The following is a 17,013-nucleotide window of genomic DNA, read 5'->3' as shown; positions in this document are numbered from 1 at the left end:
AACTTACGCCCAGCGGCGGAAAATCAGCGAGGTGTTGACGCCGCCAAAGGCAAAATTGTTGTTCATCACGTAGTCGCTGTGCAGCTCGCGGAACTCACCTTGCAGGTAGTCCAGTTCGCCGCAGCGCGGGTCGATGTCGTCGAGGTTGAAGGTGTGCACGTACTGGTCGCGGTTCATCATCTCGATGCTGAACCAGGACTCCAGCGCGCCGCACGCGCCCAGGGTATGCCCGAGGAAACTCTTCTGCGAACTGATGGGCATGCGGCTGCCGAACAGGCTGCTGGTGGCCAGGGTTTCGGCGATGTCGCCCTGGTCGGTGGCGGTGCCATGGCCGTTCACGTAGCCGATGGCGTCGGGCTGCAGCCCGGCGTCTTCCAGGGCCAGTTCCATGGCACGGCGCATGGTGGCCTGTTCCGGACGCGTGGTGTGCTGGCCGTCGGCGTTGCTGCCGAAGCCGACGATTTCGGCGTGGATATGCGCACCACGGGCCAGTGCGTGTTCCAGCTCTTCGAGCACCAGGATGCCGCCGCCTTCGCCGATCACCAGGCCGTCGCGCCCACTGTCGTAGGGGCGCGGGCTGGTTTGCGGTGCATCGTTTTTCAGGCTGGTGGCGTACAAGGCATCGAAGACCATGGCTTCGGTAGGACACAGCTCTTCCGCACCACCCGCCAGCATCAGTGGCAAGCGGCCAAACTTGATGGCTTCATAGGCGTAGCCGATGCCCTGGCTGCCACTGGTGCACGCACTGGACGTCGGGATAAGCCGGCCGGTGAGACCAAAAAAGATGCTGATATTCGCCGCCGTGGTGTGGGGCATCATCCGCACATAGGAGTTGGCGTTCAGCCCCTCGGCCACCGAGTTCAGCAGCATGTTGCCGAAGGCCTTGATCTCGTCGGTGCTGCCGGTGGACGAGCCGCAGGCCACGCCCATGCGTCCGTCCTTGATCGACTCGTCGCCCAGCAAACCCGCGTCTTTCAGTGCCTGTTCCGCCGCCCATACCGCCAGGCGGGAAACCCGGCCCATGCTGCGCAGTTGCTTGCGGGTCCAGTGGGCGGGCACCACGAAATCATCGATCGGCCCGGCCAATCGCGTGTTCAGCTCGGTGAAGCGATCCCACTCGTCCATGCGCCGAATACCACTGCGGTTGGCGCGGAAGTTGGCGGCGATGGTTGCCCAATCGCTGCCCAGGGACGTAATGCCGGCCATGCCGGTGACCACCACGCGTTTCATCAGCACAGGCCTCCATTCACGGCCAGTACCTGGCGGGTGATGTAGCCGGCTTCCGCCGACATCAGGAAATTCACCGCCCCGGCGACTTCTTCCGGAGTGCCCATGCGTTGGGCCGGGATCATTTTCATCAGCTCTTCCACCGGCACATTTTCATCCAGCATCGCCGTGTCGATCAGCCCGGGGGCCACGCAGTTGACGGTGATCTTGCGCTTGCCCAGCTCGATGGCCAGGGCCTTGGCGGCGCCGATCAAGCCGGCCTTGGACGCGCTGTAGTTGACCTGTCCACGGTTGCCGATGAGACCGGACACCGAGGTGATGCACACGATGCGGCCCGCCGCGCGACGACGAATCATCGGCATCATTACCGGGTGCAGCACGTTGTAGAACCCGTCGAGGTTGGTGCGCATCACCACGTCCCAGTCGTCTTCCGACAGCGCCGGGAACGCGCCGTCGCGGGTCAGCCCGGCGTTGAGGACCACGCCGTAATAAGCGCCATGGGCTTCCACGTCGGCTTCAAGGATCTCTTTGCAACTGGCGCGATCCGCCACATCGAATTGCAACACCCGGGCCTTGCGACCCAGGGCTTCGATGTCGACCTGCACTGCATCCGCCTCGGCACGCCCGTTGCGGCAATGCAGCACGATGTCGTGCCCGGCCTGGGCCAGGCGCAAAGCGATAGCGCGGCCGATGCCACGGCTGGAGCCGGTCACCAATACGGATTCAGTCATGGCGTGGTGTCCTTCGATTCATCTAAATAGTTGGCCGCCTGGGGCGGTCGAAATACGTTCAAGCGTGCACTCGCCTGGATACCGTCACCGGTGAGGTGGCATTCGAACACACCCATGCCGTTGTCGTCTTCCAGGGAGCGCAGGCCGTGGATGGTCAGCTCGGTGCCGGCGGGAAAGTGCTCGACGTTGCACTCGAATTTGCGCGTGCCCAGCAGGAAGCCCAATTCCACGGCCTCGCCTTTCTGGCGCGCACGGCAACCGGCGTAGGCGGCGACGCTTTGCGCCATCAACTCAACGCCGACCCACGCGGGCAGGCTGCCGTCGGCACGGTTGAAAAGACCGCCGGGCTTGACCGTCAGGCGGGTGCGGATCTGTTCTTCATCAAAGCTCAGGACCTGATCGATCAGGATCATGTCACCGGCGTGGGGCAGCAGTTCGGCGAGCGGCCAATTGATCATGGGGCGTCTCCGATAATCAGGCTGACGTTGTTGCCGCCGAAGGCAAACGAGTTGCTCATCAGGCAGCGTTTTTCCAGGGTGTCGCCGGGCGACGCCCACTTCAGTACGGGCAGCTCGGGGTCTGCCTGGCCATCCCAGACATGCGGCGGCACCACCCCTTGCGCCAGGCTCAGCCAGCAGAATGCCGCTTCCAGCGCGCCGGCGGCGCCCAGGGTGTGGCCGCTCATGGGCTTGGTCGACGAACAGGCCACGCCGTCCGGGAACAGGGCCGCGACCGCCAGCGCTTCCATGGCGTCGTTATGCTGCGTGGCGGTGCCGTGCAGGTTCAGGTAGCCGATCTGCCCGGGCGCCAGTTTTGCGCTGGCCAGGGCTTTGCGCATCGCCTGCAGCGCGCCCTTGCCGGTGGGCTCGGGGGCAGAAATATGGTGGGCGTCGCAACTGGCGCCACTGCCCAATAGCGCGACCGGCGCCGGGGTCTTGCTCATCAGGAACAGCACCGCCGCTTCGCCGATATTGATCCCGTTACGGTTCGCCGAGAACGGGTTGCAGCGCTGTGCCGACACCGCTTCCAGCGACGAGAAACCATTGAGGGTCAGCTTGCACAGCGTGTCGACGCCACCGCAGATCACCGCATCGCACACGCCCAGATCCAACAGGCGCTGGGCACTCATCAGCGCCCGGGCGCTGGAGGTGCAGGCAGTGGAAATCACATAGGCCGGGCCGCTCAGTTGCAGCCACTCGGCGAGGAAATTGGCCGGGGCGCCGAGCTCCTGTTGCTGGTAGTCGTAGTCGCCGGGGAACTGCTTCTCCCGCAGGTAGTGGGCGATACCGCGGCTGGCCTCATCGATGCCCGAGGTGCTGGTGCCGAGCACGATGCCGATACGCGATGCGCCGAACGTCTGGATCGCATGGCGGATCTCGCCATCAATCTGCAACGCCGCTTCCAGCAACAGCTGGTTATTGCGGCTGCGATGGGACTCCAGCCCGGGTGGGATTGCCGCCAGCTCACCGTGTACGCCGGCCACCGGCAACACACGCTCCGGCACCCAGCCGCTTTCGGCGCGCATGCCGGAGCAGTCGCCGGCAAACAGGCTGCGGCTGACTTCGCGCTTGTCACGGCCCAGGGCGCAAATCATGCCAAGGGCATTGAGGTAGGCGGTCATCGGGCGGCCTCAAGCGGCGAGACGCGGTAGGCCAGGTGTTGCCCGATCACGTCCACGCGAAACACCAGGGAGGAGTGATAGGTGATCTTCCAGTGGGACGGCAGGGTGCGCGTCAGGTCCATTTCCTGGGTGCCGGGGTACAACGCGGAGACTTCATCCGCCGAGGTCAGGGCGAACAACAGCGCGGCGAACAGCTCCCGCGCCTGTGGATTGGGTGGCAACAAACCGTCAGCCTGCCAGGCGCCGTTGATCAACTTCTGACGGGCCTGGGGAATGCCCAGCGGGTCCATCATCGACCAGCGGATCCCGCCGCCTTCGCGCTGCATCACCAGCAACCAGTCCTGGCGCTGGCCGTCCTGTTCACGCTGCACGTGCAGTTGCAGCGGCAGGCTCAGCACCGGGCTTTTCGACGGCAGCGGTGGCTGGCTGGCGCACGCACTGAGCAGCAACAGGCAGCCGATCAACAGCATTCGGATCATGTTTCAGGGCTCGCTAAAGGTTTGCGGGCGACCACGTTGACCAGGGTTTCTTCGCGCTGGCCGGCCGGCGGCGGCTGGCGCAGGCCCCAGCGCTCAAGCAGGCCGAAATCGGTGGCGCGGCTCCACCACAGGTACGGGTATGAGACGTTCTGCGGGCCGAACTCAAAGCCCTGCTCGCGGATCATCTCAAGGTACTCTTCTGCGCTTTTTTGCACATGCATCGGGTGACGGAACAGCCAGCGAATCACCCAGGTGTCGATGTAGGCTTCGGTGGACTCGGCGAACAGCAAATAGCCGCCCGGCTTGAGCACCCGGTAGAACTCTTTCAGGGCGCGATGTTGCTCCACCAGGTGATGGAACGTCTGGTGACAGAACAGCACATCGACACTGGCGTCGGGCACATCGAGGGTCGCGCAATCGCTGCCGATCAACTCGATGGACAAGCCCTGGCGCGCGGCTTCAGCGCGGCTCAGGTCCAGGCTGTGCGGGTCTGCGTCCAGGCCGATCAGCCGTTCGGGGGCGAACACCTGCTGCAGGTACTGGAACGATTTGCCCTGGCCGCAGCCGGCGTCCAGCAGCACCGGGGCAACCGGCAGCGGGTCGCTGAACAGGCTGCGCAGGTCATTGATTGCCACACGCAGCACATGGTGCTGCCAGGTGTGACTGCGCAGGAACCAGAAGCCGAATTTGGTTTCCTCAACGTAGTTCTTACTTAAATACTGGCTGCTCATCTTTTCTTCCTTGTCCCGGACGGGGCGGCCCACGGCGCCAGCATGAAGCTGAACGCCAGCCCCAGGCTCACCGACAGCCCAAAATTACTCACCGCCGGTGTGCTGGAAATGGCCAGCAGGCCGAACGATAGCCAAGTAGTCACGGCGGCCAACAGTGTGCCCAACAGGCTCACGGCGGCGCCGCCAATTTGTTCACGCATCAGGATCGCGTAGTCGACGCTGATGGCGGTCACCAGCAGCAGGCCGAACAGGCTGAACAACGTCAGTGGCTGCCCCAGCCAACCGAGACTGGCCAGGCTGCACAGCGCCGCCAGCAGCGGCAGGGCGACGATACGCAGGGCACCGCCGAAGCCGAACGGCAGGATCAGCAACAGAACGATCAACACGCACGACATCAACTTCAATTCGGCCGCGCTGATCTGCGTGGCGGCAAACACCTGGTTCAAGTCGCCCAGGCGGTCCACCAACTGCACGCCGGGCAGGTCCAGGGCCTGCACCCGCAGCAACGCCGGGTTGTTCAAGCCCTGGAGGCTCACCATTGCGGCCACGCCGCCGTCGACATTGCCCAGCCACAGCGTGCGCCACGGCTCGGCCAACGGGCCAACCAAGGCGGCGTCGATGTCTTCGGTGGGCAGGGCTTGCAACTGGGCCAGCTCGGCTTGCAACGCGCTGGCAGGCACGCCAAGGTCGAGCAATGGCTGCCAGTACTGCGGCAACGTGTTCAGGGCGTCACGCAGTTGCTGTTGCTCGGCCGGTGCGCTGACCAACTGGTTGAGTGCCAGGTAACCCTGGAGCTTGTCCATGTTCACCAACTGATCCAGACGCTGGCTCAGTGCAGCCTGGCGCTCCAGCAGCTGCGGCTGATTGTCTGCCCGCACCAGGAAAAACTGGCTGGTGGGTTGGAACCCCGTAATGCGCGCAACGGCCTGGGCTTCCTGCAGCAGCTGCGGCGGGGCGCCGATCCATTGGCGGATATCGTTTTTGCTGTTCAGGTGCCACAGGCCGCCGGCGCAAAACACCAGCACCAGTACCAGCAACACCGGACTAGGCAGGCGCTTGAGCAGCGACTCGCGCACGCTCAGCAGGAACTCGGCAATGCGCAGCGGCCATTGGGCCGGGCGCAGGTCGACGCCCTTGAGCAGGGCTGGCAGCAGGCACACGGCCGACAGGTAAGCGCCCACCAGGCCCGCTGCCGAGAACACCGCGATTTGCGTCAGTGCCGGGAACGGTGTCCAGGCCAGGGCCAGGTAACCGATGCAACTGGTGGCCAGGCTCAGGCTCAGGCCCGGCAAGGTCAGGCGCAACGCCGGCCAGCTGCGCCACGGGCTCATGCTCCAGCTCTTGGACAGGTAATGCAGCGGGTAATCCACCGCCACGCCGATCAGGCTTGAGCCCAGCACCAGCGTGATCACATGCATATGCCCGAACAGCGCCACACACGCCACCGCGCCAAACAACATGCCCACCAGCACCGGCACAAACGCCAGCAACACCCGCCAGCGCCGGAAAGCCAGCAGCAACAGCAACAGAATCCCGACTGTCGCGCCGCCGCCCACCCAGGTGATTTCCCGTGTCGCCTGCTGCTGACCGTTGGCCGCATACAGCAGGCCGCTGGCAGCGAGCAATTGCGCGCCTTGCTGGTCGGCCTGCCCGCGGCTGGCCTTGAGTAATTCGGCCACTTGCAGCGGCAGTTTCATGTCGAAGGCATTGCCGGTGGTGCGCGCCCGCAGCAGCACCCAGCTTTTGCCGTCGGCATCGGCGATCAACGCGCCGCTGCCAATATCCAGTTGCACCGACCCGTGCTGCGGCTGGCTGTTCTGGATGCGCCCGGTGAGGCCCAGCCAATCGTCCTGGCTTGGCACGAGGCTGAAACCGGTGAACGGGTCGAACAGCGCCTGAACGCGCTGCTGAATAAACGCCTGGGGCTCGTCGATCAACTGCTCGCGGTCTTTGGCCGAGAGCATTGCCAACCGGCCTTGCAGCAACTGCTGACGCAGGGCCGGGAGGTCGGCTTGCAGGTTCCACTGGACCTTTTCAAACAGGCCGCTGGCTTGCCAGCGCTCGCCCAATTGCTGGGCCAGGGCCACGGCTTTTTGCCGGTCGGCATGCCCCACCAGCACCAGCATTTCGCGGTTCAGCGGTTCCTGCATGCGTTGTTCGGCGCGCAGCTCCAAGGCGTCCGGCGCGGTGCCGGGCACCAGTTCCATCAGGTTCGCCGACAGCGGCGCGCCATGGCGCCATTGCCAGCCCGCCAGGGCCAACACGGCCACCAGCAGGATCAGGAACAGGCGCGGCAACCAGCGTTCACTCGGCAAAGTCGTGTTGCTCCGCGTCGCTCAAGGGTTGGCGGCTGGTGCTGTCCTGCATGCGCAGTACGGTGCTGTCGCCTTGGGTTTCCAGCAGCTCGATTTTTTGCACCAGCTCGCCGCCGTCGATATTGATCCGGGTGAACACCTGCTTGAGCAGGAGCGAGCGTGGGATCAGCGTGAGTTTCCACTGCTGGGCGTCGCCTTGCAGTTGCAGCTCGAAGTCACGTTGCAAGCCGCTGCTGTCGCCCTGCAACACCGCGAGGAACAAACGGTTCTGCTCGGCACCGGCGCTCTTGTTCGGCAGCAGTTGCCAGCCATTGGCATCACGCCGGGCGATGCCGCTGGCGCTGATGCGGTAGTCCTGTTGCAGCGGGGTTTTCAGCAGCCACAACAGGCCGTGGTCCTTGGCCAGCACAAAGGTGCCCTTGCTGGTCAGTGGCTGCGGCAGGGCGCGCAGGTGTTTCTCCTGGACGAAGTTGCCGTGGATCACCGACGGCTTTGCCAACTGGTCGCTGAGCTGTTGCAGGTCGAAGGCATGGGCGCTGAGGCTCAGCAGCAAGCCCGCCAGGACGATTAACGCTTTCATGCCAACGCCCTCTCGACCGCTTCGACAAACACCTTCGGCGACGCCAGTTGCATCTCGCGGCTGGCAATCTCTACCGCCACTTGCACGGTGCTGGCGCGGGTCAGGCGCTCGCCGGTGGCCTTGTCGCTGATCAGGTAATTGACCTTCAAGCGGTTCTCCCACTCCACCAGGCTGGCACGCACAGTGATGGTCTGGCCGAAGGTCGCGCCGCGCACATAGCGCAGCTGCATATCGATCACCGGCCAGGCGTAGCCCGACTCCAGCATCGTGGTGTAGTTGTGGCCGAGCTTGTCCAGCAAGGCGCAACGGGCGACTTCCAGGTACTTCACGTAGTGCCCGTGCCACACCACGTTCATAGTGTCGATGTCGAAAAACGGCACGAGGATTTCAGTGTCGCAGTGCAACACGCCCTGGCTACGCATGCAGCCTCCAGTGTTGCTCGGCGATGCGTTTCAGGCACAGGCGCAGTTCGCCTTCCAGGGCGCGGTCTTCGATGACCGGCGGGAAGTCCTTGGCCAATTCTTCGTGCATGGCGGCCAGCGCCGGTGGCAGCGGGCGCGCGTCCTCAGCCTGGGCCCGCAGCCAAACGCCCTGGTTGGCGGCCAGCAAGGTGGCGGCGGCGACTTGTTCGGTCAGCTCCAGCACGCGAATCGCATCGCGGGCGGCGATGGTGCCCATGCTCACCTTGTCCTGGTTGTGGCATTCGGTGGAGCGCGAGAACACGCTGGCCGGCATGGTGTTTTTCAGCGCCTCGGCGGTCCAGGCGCTGGTGCCGATCTGCACGGCCTTGAAGCCGTGGTTGATCATCGCCCGCTCGGCTGGCGCGCCCGACAGATTGCTCGGCAGGCCGTGGTTGTAACGCACGTCCACCAGCAGGGCGAGCTGGCGGTCCAGCAGGTCGGCGACGTTGGCCACCAGGGTCTTGAGGCTGTCCATGGCGAAGGCAATGTGGCCGCCGTAGAAGTGGCCGCCGTGCAGCACGCGTTCTTCTTCTGCGTCGATGATCGGGTTGTCGTTGGCGCTGTTGAGTTCGATCTCGATGAACGAGCGCAGCCAGTTCAGGCTGTCAGCCAACACGCCCAACACGTGGGGCGCGCAGCGCAGCGAATAGCGATCTTGCAGGCGATGCAGCGGCGCGGTCGGGGCATCAATCGCCAGGTCCTTACGCAGCCAGGCGGCAACTTGCATCTGCCCCGGGTGCGGCTTGGCGGCAAACAGGCGCTCGTCGAAATGCTCCGGGTTGCCTTGCAGCGCCACCACGTTCAGCGCGGTGATGCGCGTGGCCAGTTGCAGCAGGTAGTCGGCGCGGGCGAAAGCCAGGCAGGCGAGGCCGGTCATCACCGCGGTGCCGTTCATCAAGGCCAGGGCTTCTTTCGGGCGCAGCACCAGCGGGTCCCAGCCCAGCTCGCGGTGCACGTCGGCGGCCTGGCGACGTTCGCCACGGAACATCACCTCGCGCTCGCCGGACAAGGTCGCAGCCACGTAGGACAGCGGCGTCAAATCACCGCTGGCGCCCACCGAGCCTTCTTCCGGAATCAGCGGCAGCACGTCGAATTCAAGGAACGCGTGCAGGCGCTCCAGCAACTCCACGCGTACCCCGGACACGCCGTGGCACAGCGACTGCAACCGCGCGGCCAGCACGGCGCGTGTGGCTTGCGCGTCCAGCAACTTGCCCAGGCCGCAGCCGTGGAAGGTGTAAAGGTGGCGGGGCAGCGCTTCGACGTGCTGCAACGGCACCGCCACCACGCACGAATCGCCGTAGCCGGTGGTCACGCCGTAGATCACGCCTTCCTTGTCCAGCAACGAATCGAGGAACTGCGCGCCCTTGGCGATACGCTGGCGATACGCGGCATCGGCTTGCAGTTGAGTCGGCGCCTGACGGTTGGCCAGGGCCAGCACGTCTTCGATGCGCAGGGGGAGTTCGCCGAAGGTTACCGGCTCAAGATGCGTCGTCATCGGTCTTCCAGAAAGGGTAAAAGTTGAACCATTGTTGAGGCGCTTCCAGGCAGAACTGGCCCAGGCGCTCGGCGTAGCGGGCGGTCCATTGGGCGATCACCTGCTGGCGGTCGCTGCGTTTCCATTCGATCAGGCGGGCGAACGGCTCGATGATCAGGCGATAACGGCCTTGATGCTTCAAGCACATCAGCAGGTTGACCGGGCATTTCAGCAGGCCGGCCAGCAGCCACGGGCCCTGGGGAAAGGCGGCGTCATGGCCGAGGAAATCCACCCGCACCGTGCGCCCGCCATGCAGCGGCACGCGGTCGCCCGCAATCGCCAGCCACTCGCCGTCGTCCAGGCGCTGGCTGAGCATCATCATTACCGCAGGGTCGAGTTCGCTGACCTGGATCAGGCGCAAATGGGTCGCCCCGGCTTCGCCCAGGATCCGGTTGAAGCGTTCGGCGTGCTTGGTGTGCACCAGCACGTTCATAGTGACCTTTTCGCCCAGTTCGGCGAGGGCGCGGCACACTTCAAGATTGCCCAGGTGCGCGCCCACCAGCATCTGGCCGCGTTCGCTGCGCAGTTGGCCGCGCAGTTGGGCCGAGTCGATGATTTCGATCTGGTCCAGGCGCAGCTTGCCGTTCCACACGTCGAGCTTGTCCAGCAACGCATCGGCGAAGGCCATGAACTGTCCGAAGACCCGTGTGTGGGTGGGGCGCAGGTCGTCGCGCTGGCTCCAGTCGGCCAGGCGCTGCTGGTACTGCCAGGCGCTTTGGCGCGCGGTGCGGCCGAACAGGAAGAAGTAGAAAACGATGCCGTACAGCAGCGGGCTCAACAGCCGGCGCCCGAGGACTTTGGCGGCGAAGGCGGTGAATTTCATCAGCCAGAAACTGCCGCGTTCTTCGCGGTCGGCCCAGTGTTTAGTGTCCTGGGTCATGCTTTCCACCGGTGCCAGAGGATCATCGGGGCGCGTACCAACATGCCGAAGAACAGCCGGGTGTGCATCGAGGAAATCAGGGCGTTGTCGTGGAACAGGCGAAAGTGCGACAGACCGTCGGCGGGGTAGTGCACCTTGGTCGGCAGCCAGCGCATCGGCTGATTGCGCCATGCCAGGCGCACCAGGATGTCGGAGTCGAAATCCATGCGCTTGCCGATGTTGGCCGAGTCCATCAACGCCAATACCGGTGGCAAGGGATACACGCGAAAGCCGCACATTGAGTCGCGGATTTGCAGCGACAACGTGTTGATCCACACCCACACGTGGGTCAGGTAGCGCGCGTAAAGGCGGCCCTTGGGCACGCTGTCGTCGTATTCCGGGTAGCCGCAGATCACCGCGTTCGGGTGGGTGCGCGAGGCGTCGAGGAAGGTGCCGACTTCCCGCAGGTCGTGTTGGCCATCGGCGTCCACTTGCAGGGCATGGGAGAAGCCCAGGCGCGCGGCTTCGCGAAAGCCGGCCATCACGGCGGCGCCCTTGCCCTGGTTGGTGGGCAGGGTCAACAGGAAGACGTTGTCGAGGCTTGCCAGTTGCGCCAGCACGGCGGCGCAGGCGGCGCTGCTGCCGTCGTCTACCAGCAGGCACGGCAGGCCGCTGTCCAGCACGGTGCTGACCACGGCGGGCACGGCGGCCTCGTGGTTGTAGACCGGGATCAGGGCGCAGGGGTTATGCATGCGGGCCTCTTTTTTGGCTCGACGGATAACCTGTGGCGAGGGGGCTTGTTGTGGCGAGGGGGCTTATCCCCCGTTGGGCTGCGAAGCAGCCCCCATAAGGTACCCGCAGTGTGTCAGGCAGAACGCCTCCACCGGTTTTGGGGCTGCTTCGCAGCCCAACGGGGGATAAGCCCCCTCGCCGCAGGGAACGGCAGCGCCACAGAGGGTTATTCACTCGCCAGCTCCAAAAGAATACGCCCACTGGAGCAGGCCGCCGTCTCATTGCGGTAGGCGAAGTACAGCTTGCTGCGCTCCTGATCGAACCGCAGGTGCAGTTCGATCCGGTCGTCCGGGCGCACCAGTTGCTGGAACTTGAGCACTTCCATTCCGGCGAATTGCCCCGGCAGGTTGAGCAGTTGCTGGCCCAGGTTCAGGGCCCAATCCACCTGCACCACACCCGGCAGCACCGGGGTTTGCGGGAAGTGGCCACTGAAGTAGGCGAGGTCCGGCGGGATCGCCAGTTGCAGGGTCCACTCGCCGTTGGCTTCGACGTGCTCCAGCACTTCCGGCGCTTTAGGGCGGGGCGCCAGCAGCAGGGCTTCGACGTCAGCCTGGGGCAACTTGCCTTGGCTGTTCAACGGCAACTGGCGCAACAGGCGCCAGCGGCGGGGCAGGGCCAGGGCTTCGCAGTGTTGGCTCAGGTGCTGGCGCAGGGTTTGGGTGACGGTGCGCCGGCCCTGATTGCGCAGGGCATGCAAGCCTTCAGCACTGAGCACCACGAGGGCACCGAGGGACGCGCGGTTCTCCTGCACCACGCCAAGGCGGGTTTCGGCGACCCAGGCATGGTCGGCCAGCGCTTGTTCGAGCATCGGCAGGGAGATGCGTTTCTCTTCCAGCTTGACGATGCGGTCCAGGCGGCCCAGCAATTCGAAGCGACCGTCGGCATGGATATTTGCGGCGTCGGCGGTGTGCTCGATATGCCCGGCGGGCAGGTACGGCGAGGCAATGCGCAAGGCACCGTCGGCGTCCTGGGTCAGGTGCACGTCGGCAAACGGCTGCCACGGGTGCGCGCCCTGGCGCCAGGCGATGCCGCCGGTTTCCGAGCTGCCGAGGATTTCCGTCGGCCACTGCTGCAAGCGTTGATGCAGGCTGCTGGCGGCTTCAAGGGGTAACGCGCCGCCGGAGGAGAACACCCGCTTGACCGGTGTTAGGGCCGGCCAGTCGAGGTTGTCGCCCATGCGCTTGAGCAATGCCGGGCTGGCGACCCAGGCGAACTGCGGGTGTGCGCGGCTGGCGCGCTGTAAATCTTCGGGGAACGCCAGCTGCTGACGCACAAACGTACGCCCGGCACACAGCGGCCACAGCACCCGGAACAGCAAACCATAGATATGCTGGGTGGCGACGCTGCCGATGATGCAGGCCTCACCGAGGTCGGCGCCCCACAGGGTTTCCAGCGCCCGGACCTCATTGGCCATCTGGCGCAGGGTTTTGTCGATGCGCTTGGGCCCGCCACTGGAACCGGAGGTGCACAGGCTCAGGCAGCAGGCGTCCAGGTCCAGGGCCGCGGCGCTCAATGGCGCTTGATAGAGCGCTTCCAGCTCGCTGGCCTCGGTCAGCCAGGCGTCGACGGCGTCGTCCCAGCGTTGGCGCGTTTGAGGTTGCAGGTCGGCGGGCAACAACACGTTCACCCCGGCCCGCCATGCACCCAGCAGGGCGATCGCCAGCAAGCCGGCATCTTCCAGGTGCACCGCCAGGCGCTGGATGCCCCGGGCTTGCAACCCGGCGGCCAGGCTCAGGGATTTCTCCCATAACTGTGGGTGATCCAGGGCAGGTTCGGTGGTGACCCAACGCTGACCTACAGGCTCAAGCAACAAGTGCTCAAGATTCAACCAATTCATACGCGGCCTCGAACCCTTTGTCGTACCAGCCATTCCACGGCAAACAACAGCCCCATCAACCCGTAGGCGATCATGCCGTTGTACAACGTCCACCAGCTCAGCGGCGCCCACAGGGTGAGGGCGGCGGCGAGCAGGCCGTTACACAGAAAAAACGCACTCCACACCACGGTGACCTGGCGGGTATACACCACCGCTTTCTCGGGCAGTTGCGGCTCGGTCATGCGTGCCAGGCGCTCGACCATCGGCGGCCCGTATTTCAGGCTCAGGCCGAACAGCGCCAGCATGAACGCACTGACCAGGCTCGGGTACCAACGCAGCATCTGCGGGTTGTCGAACCAGGCAAGCAGCAGGCAAAAGACGATGATCGCCGCCGCCATCCAGCGGCTGCCCGGGCGCCTGGCGCCGGTCAGGGCACGCAACAGCCACAGGCTGCCCAACAGCAGGCCAAACTGCCACGGGGCAAAATGCTCCGTGCCGTAATACACCGCAAAAGGGTACAGCAGCCCCGCCAGCAACAGGCCAAGGCCGATCAGCCGGCTCATGCGGCCGGTTGAACCAGACGGTAGACCGCCTCAACCACGTCGTTCACGGTGCGCACGGCCTTGAACTCTTCGGCGGCGATTTTCTTGCCGGTCTGGCGCTTGATGTGGTCGATCAGGTCCACCGCATCAATGCTGTCGATTTCCAGGTCCTGGTACAGGTTGGCGTCGAGGGTGACGCGTTCAGGTTCCAGTTCAAACAGTTCCACCAGGGCGTCGCGCAAGGTGTTGAAAATATCGTCACGAGTTTGCATGGTACGGTCTCAAGCTGCCTGTCGGGCCGTGACGAACGCCGCGAGGCTGGCCACGTTGGTGAAGTGATTGCGGGTGTCCTTGGCGTCGGCATCGATCTTGATGCCGTACTTTTTCTGAATCGCCAGGCCCAATTCCAGGGCGTCGACTGAATCCAGGCCAAGGCCTTCGCCGAACAGGGTTTGCTCGTTGCCGATGTCGCTCTCGCTGATATCTTCCAGGCCCAGGGCCTCGATGATCAGCGTTTTTATGTCGTGCTCAAGGCGGTGTTGGTCGCTCATCTTCGGCGAGCTCCTTAATAAAATACTGGTGCAGGTAATCGTTAAGCTTGCGTGAAGCCTGGGGCGCGGGCCCTTGTGCGGCAAACGCCTGTGGTTCTATATCGGCACCCACGCGCAAACTGAAGTGAAAACGGCGATTGGGGATGCGATACCAGGGTTCTGCCTTGGTCAGGGTGGTGGGGCTGACCTTGATCACCACCGGCGTAATGATGCTCGCACCTCGCAAGGCAATGGCGGCGGCGCCGCGATGAAAGGTCGGTGCCTGGCCCGGCGAAGTGCGGGTGCCCTCGGGGAAAATGATCAGGGTCTGGCCGTCCCGCAGGGCGTCGGCGGCAGCGTTGAGCATGTCGGCGCTGCCGTCGTTGCTGATGTAGCCGGCGTCGCGCACCGGCCCGCGGGTGAACGGGTTTTGCCAGAGGCTCTGCTTGACCACGCAGTTGGTCTGGCGCATCAGGGCGATCAGGAACACCACGTCCACCAGCGACGGGTGGTTGGCGATGATCATCTGGCCGGGACGGCCGAGCTTTTCGGCGCCTTCGACGCTGTAGGTCAGAATGCCCAGGCGCGTCATCATGCGGATAAACAGCCAGAACAGGCAGCTGATGGTGTGGCGGGCGCGCCGCTGATGCCGTTTGGCGTCTCCCGGCAGGCAACTGAGCAGCGGAAACACCAGCACGCGAAGGCACAGGCCGCCGATGCCAAACAGGGTGAAGGCGGCAGCGGTGGCGAACAGGCGCCAGTAGTAGGCCTGCCGAGGCTTTTCGGTCAGGGCTTGCGTTGCCAGTTCCATACTCGGTTCTTCCAGGCATGTTGGCAGGCGCCCTGTTCGTTCAGCAGGGTGCGCAGCAGGTTCAGGGCGTGGGGCCACTGGGCTTTGGTGGTGGGTTGGACAGCGGCCGTATTCAGTTCCAGTTGCCACTCGTCGCCCGGCGTCAGTAACAGGCCGAGGGCATAGGGGAAGGGCACGTCGTCGATCCAGCGGGCGTAGGTTTCGGGCGGCTGCTCCTCGGTAATGATCAGCAACACAGCCGGTGCGCCTTCATTGAGCAGGGCGGCGGCTTCGAGCACGCCGTGCTCCAGGCCATCACCGGCGGCGGCGAGGGCGGTCATTTCGCTGGTTTCATTGCGCAGGATCGACCACAGGCCAATCACCGCGTTGTGCACCGACAGGCTGAACTGGGTCGGCGACAGGGGCTCGTCGTTGGCCAGGTCGCTGAGAATATCGAGGGTGCGCGGGGTTTCGCCGTGACGGGAAACAAACACCAAGGGCAGCGGTTGCGGGCCTTCGGCCAGTGGCCAGCCCACACTGAAGGCCATGCGCGCCAGGCGGCTCAGGCGCCGGCGCTGCATGGCCGGCAGGAACGACACATCGGGGGCCGCGTCGCTGCTGGCAAGCAACGTCGGCTGCCGGCACCAGGCACGCCAGTCGTCCGCGCTTTCGAGCCCGGGGGCCCAGGCGCGCCATTGGGCAATGTTGAAATTGATCACTGAGAAGTTATCCCGCCCCTGCGGGCTTCCTTGTGCGGCCTTTGGCCCCGGATTCGGGGACAGGGAGCAATGGCCGAGTGGGGCGCATTATCCCGGTGCCGTGGGGTTCTAGCAAACTTTGGTAAAGAATTGTTCACGACTGATTACAAATTGGTTGTAAAGAATTACAGATTGTCGATCAGCGGCTCGGCGCTGGCTTGTCAGGCATTTCCTTTTTAATGGCTTCGATGTACTAGAGATGTGCGGGATTGAGCCTGTGATGCTGTAGTACATGGATGAACAAGGTAGCTAACCGGCGCTTTTGCCCTCTACACTCGGTCATTCATTGATACACGGAGGTTTTTCCATGCGGCGCGTGGTGTTCAACCAAAAAGGCGGTGTTGGCAAGTCCAGCATTGCCTGCAACCTGGCGGCGGTCAGCGCCAGCGAAGGCTATCGAACCCTGTTGGTGGACCTCGATGCCCAGGCCAACTCAACCCAGTACCTCACCGGGCTGACCGGCGATGACATCCCCATGGGCATCGCCGATTTCTTCAAGCAAACCCTGTCTTCCGGGCCGTTTTCGAAGAAAAACCAGGTGGATATCTACGAAACCCCGTTCGACAACCTGCACGTCATCACCGCCACGGCGGAACTGGCGGACTTGCAGCCCAAGCTTGAGGCCAAGCACAAGATCAACAAGCTGCGAAAGCTGCTGGATGAGTTGAGCGAGGACTACGACCGGATTTACCTGGATACGCCGCCGGCGTTGAATTTTTATGCGGTTTCAGCGCTGATTGCCGCTGATCGTGTGCTGATCCCGTTCGATTGCGACAGCTTCTCCCGCCAGGCGTTGTATGGCCTGCTGGCAGAAATTGAAGAATTGAAGGAAGACCACAACGAAGGGCTGGAAGTGGAAGGCATCGTGGTCAACCAGTTCCAGGCCCGGGCGAGCCTGCCGCAGCAGATGCTGGATGAACTGATAGCCGAAGGGTTGCCGGTGCTGCCGGTGTACCTGACCAGCTCGGTGCGCATGCGTGAATCGCACCAGGCCAACATGCCGCTGATCCATCTGGACCCACGGCACAAGCTGACGCAGCAGTTTGTGGAGTTGCATAACCTGCTGGAAAACGCGTGATTTAGCAGGCAATACATATCACCCATGTGGGAGCCTGCTTGTGTGGGAGCCGGGCTTGCCCGCGATGCAGTCAACTCGGTTTGTCAGTTACACCGAGGTGATGCTATCGCAGGCAAGCCAGCTCCCACATTGGTCTCTGTTCCTACAGAGAAATCGTCGTCTTGCGCCG

General features: G+C 64.0%; 19 protein-coding genes. 1 reads left to right on the top strand and 18 read right to left on the bottom strand.

What is annotated here, in order from left to right; translation table 11 throughout:
• Window positions 1-3: 3 nt before the first annotated feature.
• The 18 genes from HKK54_RS08365 to HKK54_RS08280 all read right to left on the bottom strand — a co-directional run bounded on the left by HKK54_RS08365 (window position 4) and on the right by HKK54_RS08280 (window position 15,727).
• Window positions 4-1,230 carry a beta-ketoacyl-ACP synthase gene (locus HKK54_RS08365; protein ID WP_010169219.1) on the bottom strand — a complete coding sequence of 409 codons (1,227 nt, stop codon included), beginning with the start codon at window positions 1,228-1,230 and terminating at the stop codon, window positions 4-6.
• Entirely contained in the window at window positions 1,230-1,958 is a 729-nt protein-coding gene (gene fabG / locus HKK54_RS08360; protein WP_169386553.1) for a 3-oxoacyl-ACP reductase FabG, read from the bottom strand. The genes HKK54_RS08365 and fabG overlap by 1 nt, the downstream gene beginning before the upstream one ends.
• Window positions 1,955-2,416 carry a hotdog family protein gene (locus HKK54_RS08355; protein WP_169386552.1) on the bottom strand — a complete coding sequence of 154 codons (462 nt, stop codon included), beginning with the start codon at window positions 2,414-2,416 and terminating at the stop codon, window positions 1,955-1,957. The genes fabG and HKK54_RS08355 overlap by 4 nt, the downstream gene beginning before the upstream one ends.
• Entirely contained in the window at window positions 2,413-3,579 is a 1,167-nt protein-coding gene (locus tag HKK54_RS08350) for a beta-ketoacyl-[acyl-carrier-protein] synthase family protein (RefSeq protein ID WP_010169225.1), read from the bottom strand. The genes HKK54_RS08355 and HKK54_RS08350 overlap by 4 nt, the downstream gene beginning before the upstream one ends.
• The gene (locus HKK54_RS08345; RefSeq protein ID WP_169386551.1) at window positions 3,576-4,058 is read right to left on the bottom strand and encodes a hypothetical protein; all 483 of its coding nucleotides are present in this window, start codon (window positions 4,056-4,058) and stop codon (window positions 3,576-3,578) included. Before HKK54_RS08345 ends, HKK54_RS08350 begins: the two co-directional genes overlap by 4 nt.
• Window positions 4,055-4,789: a class I SAM-dependent methyltransferase gene (locus HKK54_RS08340; protein WP_169386550.1), complete on the bottom strand. Its 735-nt coding sequence runs from the start codon at window positions 4,787-4,789 to the stop codon at window positions 4,055-4,057. Before HKK54_RS08340 ends, HKK54_RS08345 begins: the two co-directional genes overlap by 4 nt.
• Window positions 4,786-7,104, bottom strand: a complete 2,319-nt coding sequence (locus HKK54_RS08335; protein WP_169386549.1) for an MMPL family transporter — start codon at window positions 7,102-7,104, stop codon at window positions 4,786-4,788. Before HKK54_RS08335 ends, HKK54_RS08340 begins: the two co-directional genes overlap by 4 nt.
• Window positions 7,094-7,684: an outer membrane lipoprotein carrier protein LolA gene (locus HKK54_RS08330; RefSeq protein WP_169386548.1), complete on the bottom strand. Its 591-nt coding sequence runs from the start codon at window positions 7,682-7,684 to the stop codon at window positions 7,094-7,096. Before HKK54_RS08330 ends, HKK54_RS08335 begins: the two co-directional genes overlap by 11 nt.
• Entirely contained in the window at window positions 7,681-8,106 is a 426-nt protein-coding gene (locus HKK54_RS08325; RefSeq protein WP_010169234.1) for an acyl-CoA thioesterase, read from the bottom strand. The genes HKK54_RS08330 and HKK54_RS08325 overlap by 4 nt, the downstream gene beginning before the upstream one ends.
• Entirely contained in the window at window positions 8,099-9,640 is a 1,542-nt protein-coding gene (locus HKK54_RS08320; RefSeq protein ID WP_169386547.1) for an HAL/PAL/TAL family ammonia-lyase, read from the bottom strand. Before HKK54_RS08320 ends, HKK54_RS08325 begins: the two co-directional genes overlap by 8 nt.
• Complete coding sequence (locus tag HKK54_RS08315; protein WP_169386546.1) at window positions 9,624-10,559, bottom strand: LpxL/LpxP family acyltransferase; 936 nt, start codon at window positions 10,557-10,559, stop codon at window positions 9,624-9,626. The genes HKK54_RS08320 and HKK54_RS08315 overlap by 17 nt, the downstream gene beginning before the upstream one ends.
• Window positions 10,556-11,290: a glycosyltransferase family 2 protein gene (locus HKK54_RS08310; protein ID WP_169386545.1), complete on the bottom strand. Its 735-nt coding sequence runs from the start codon at window positions 11,288-11,290 to the stop codon at window positions 10,556-10,558. Before HKK54_RS08310 ends, HKK54_RS08315 begins: the two co-directional genes overlap by 4 nt.
• A 206-nt stretch (window positions 11,291-11,496) precedes the next feature.
• Window positions 11,497-13,167: an acyl-CoA synthetase family protein gene (locus tag HKK54_RS08305; RefSeq protein ID WP_169386544.1), complete on the bottom strand. Its 1,671-nt coding sequence runs from the start codon at window positions 13,165-13,167 to the stop codon at window positions 11,497-11,499.
• Window positions 13,164-13,709, bottom strand: a complete 546-nt coding sequence (locus HKK54_RS08300; RefSeq protein WP_010169241.1) for a membrane protein — start codon at window positions 13,707-13,709, stop codon at window positions 13,164-13,166. The genes HKK54_RS08305 and HKK54_RS08300 overlap by 4 nt, the downstream gene beginning before the upstream one ends.
• On the bottom strand, window positions 13,706-13,960 hold the full coding sequence (locus HKK54_RS08295) for an acyl carrier protein (protein WP_003209389.1): 255 nt from the start codon (window positions 13,958-13,960) through the stop codon (window positions 13,706-13,708). The genes HKK54_RS08300 and HKK54_RS08295 overlap by 4 nt, the downstream gene beginning before the upstream one ends.
• 9 nt (window positions 13,961-13,969) lie before the next feature.
• On the bottom strand, window positions 13,970-14,239 hold the full coding sequence (locus HKK54_RS08290) for a phosphopantetheine-binding protein (RefSeq protein WP_008439197.1): 270 nt from the start codon (window positions 14,237-14,239) through the stop codon (window positions 13,970-13,972).
• On the bottom strand, window positions 14,217-15,029 hold the full coding sequence (locus tag HKK54_RS08285; RefSeq protein ID WP_169386543.1) for a lysophospholipid acyltransferase family protein: 813 nt from the start codon (window positions 15,027-15,029) through the stop codon (window positions 14,217-14,219). The genes HKK54_RS08290 and HKK54_RS08285 overlap by 23 nt, the downstream gene beginning before the upstream one ends.
• A complete protein-coding gene (locus HKK54_RS08280; RefSeq protein WP_010169243.1) occupies window positions 15,005-15,727 on the bottom strand; it encodes a beta-ketoacyl synthase chain length factor in 723 nt (240 codons plus the stop codon). Before HKK54_RS08280 ends, HKK54_RS08285 begins: the two co-directional genes overlap by 25 nt.
• Window positions 15,728-16,073: 346 nt before the next feature.
• Here HKK54_RS08280 and HKK54_RS08275 point away from each other — a divergent pair, with 346 nt between their 5' ends.
• A complete protein-coding gene (locus HKK54_RS08275) occupies window positions 16,074-16,844 on the top strand; it encodes a ParA family protein (RefSeq protein ID WP_003209397.1) in 771 nt (256 codons plus the stop codon).
• Window positions 16,845-17,013 lie beyond the last annotated feature (169 nt).

It is taken from the genome of Pseudomonas sp. ADAK13, from assembly GCF_012935715.1.
GTDB lineage: Bacteria > Pseudomonadota > Gammaproteobacteria > Pseudomonadales > Pseudomonadaceae > Aquipseudomonas.
The sequence above is the reverse complement of the archived record's forward strand: the minus strand, read 5'-3'. Positions and strand labels throughout refer to the sequence as shown.

Bases quoted from the DNA above. Each gene is read 5' to 3' on its own strand.
- HKK54_RS08365 (WP_010169219.1), bottom strand. From the start codon at position 1,230: ATGAAACGCGTGGTGGTCACCGGCATGGCCGGCATTACGTCCCTGGGC.
- fabG (WP_169386553.1), bottom strand. From the start codon at position 1,958: ATGACTGAATCCGTATTGGTGACCGGCTCCAGCCGTGGCATCGGCCGC.
- HKK54_RS08355 (WP_169386552.1), bottom strand. From the start codon at position 2,416: ATGATCAATTGGCCGCTCGCCGAACTGCTGCCCCACGCCGGTGACATG.
- HKK54_RS08350 (WP_010169225.1), bottom strand. From the start codon at position 3,579: ATGACCGCCTACCTCAATGCCCTTGGCATGATTTGCGCCCTGGGCCGT.
- HKK54_RS08345 (WP_169386551.1), bottom strand. From the start codon at position 4,058: ATGATCCGAATGCTGTTGATCGGCTGCCTGTTGCTGCTCAGTGCGTGC.
- HKK54_RS08340 (WP_169386550.1), bottom strand. From the start codon at position 4,789: ATGAGCAGCCAGTATTTAAGTAAGAACTACGTTGAGGAAACCAAATTC.
- HKK54_RS08330 (WP_169386548.1), bottom strand. From the start codon at position 7,684: ATGAAAGCGTTAATCGTCCTGGCGGGCTTGCTGCTGAGCCTCAGCGCC.
- HKK54_RS08325 (WP_010169234.1), bottom strand. From the start codon at position 8,106: ATGCGTAGCCAGGGCGTGTTGCACTGCGACACTGAAATCCTCGTGCCG.
- HKK54_RS08320 (WP_169386547.1), bottom strand. From the start codon at position 9,640: ATGACGACGCATCTTGAGCCGGTAACCTTCGGCGAACTCCCCCTGCGC.
- HKK54_RS08315 (WP_169386546.1), bottom strand. From the start codon at position 10,559: ATGACCCAGGACACTAAACACTGGGCCGACCGCGAAGAACGCGGCAGT.
- HKK54_RS08310 (WP_169386545.1), bottom strand. From the start codon at position 11,290: ATGCATAACCCCTGCGCCCTGATCCCGGTCTACAACCACGAGGCCGCC.
- HKK54_RS08305 (WP_169386544.1), bottom strand. From the start codon at position 13,167: ATGAATTGGTTGAATCTTGAGCACTTGTTGCTTGAGCCTGTAGGTCAG.
- HKK54_RS08300 (WP_010169241.1), bottom strand. From the start codon at position 13,709: ATGAGCCGGCTGATCGGCCTTGGCCTGTTGCTGGCGGGGCTGCTGTAC.
- HKK54_RS08295 (WP_003209389.1), bottom strand. From the start codon at position 13,960: ATGCAAACTCGTGACGATATTTTCAACACCTTGCGCGACGCCCTGGTG.
- HKK54_RS08290 (WP_008439197.1), bottom strand. From the start codon at position 14,239: ATGAGCGACCAACACCGCCTTGAGCACGACATAAAAACGCTGATCATC.
- HKK54_RS08285 (WP_169386543.1), bottom strand. From the start codon at position 15,029: ATGGAACTGGCAACGCAAGCCCTGACCGAAAAGCCTCGGCAGGCCTAC.
- HKK54_RS08275 (WP_003209397.1), top strand. From the start codon at position 16,074: ATGCGGCGCGTGGTGTTCAACCAAAAAGGCGGTGTTGGCAAGTCCAGC.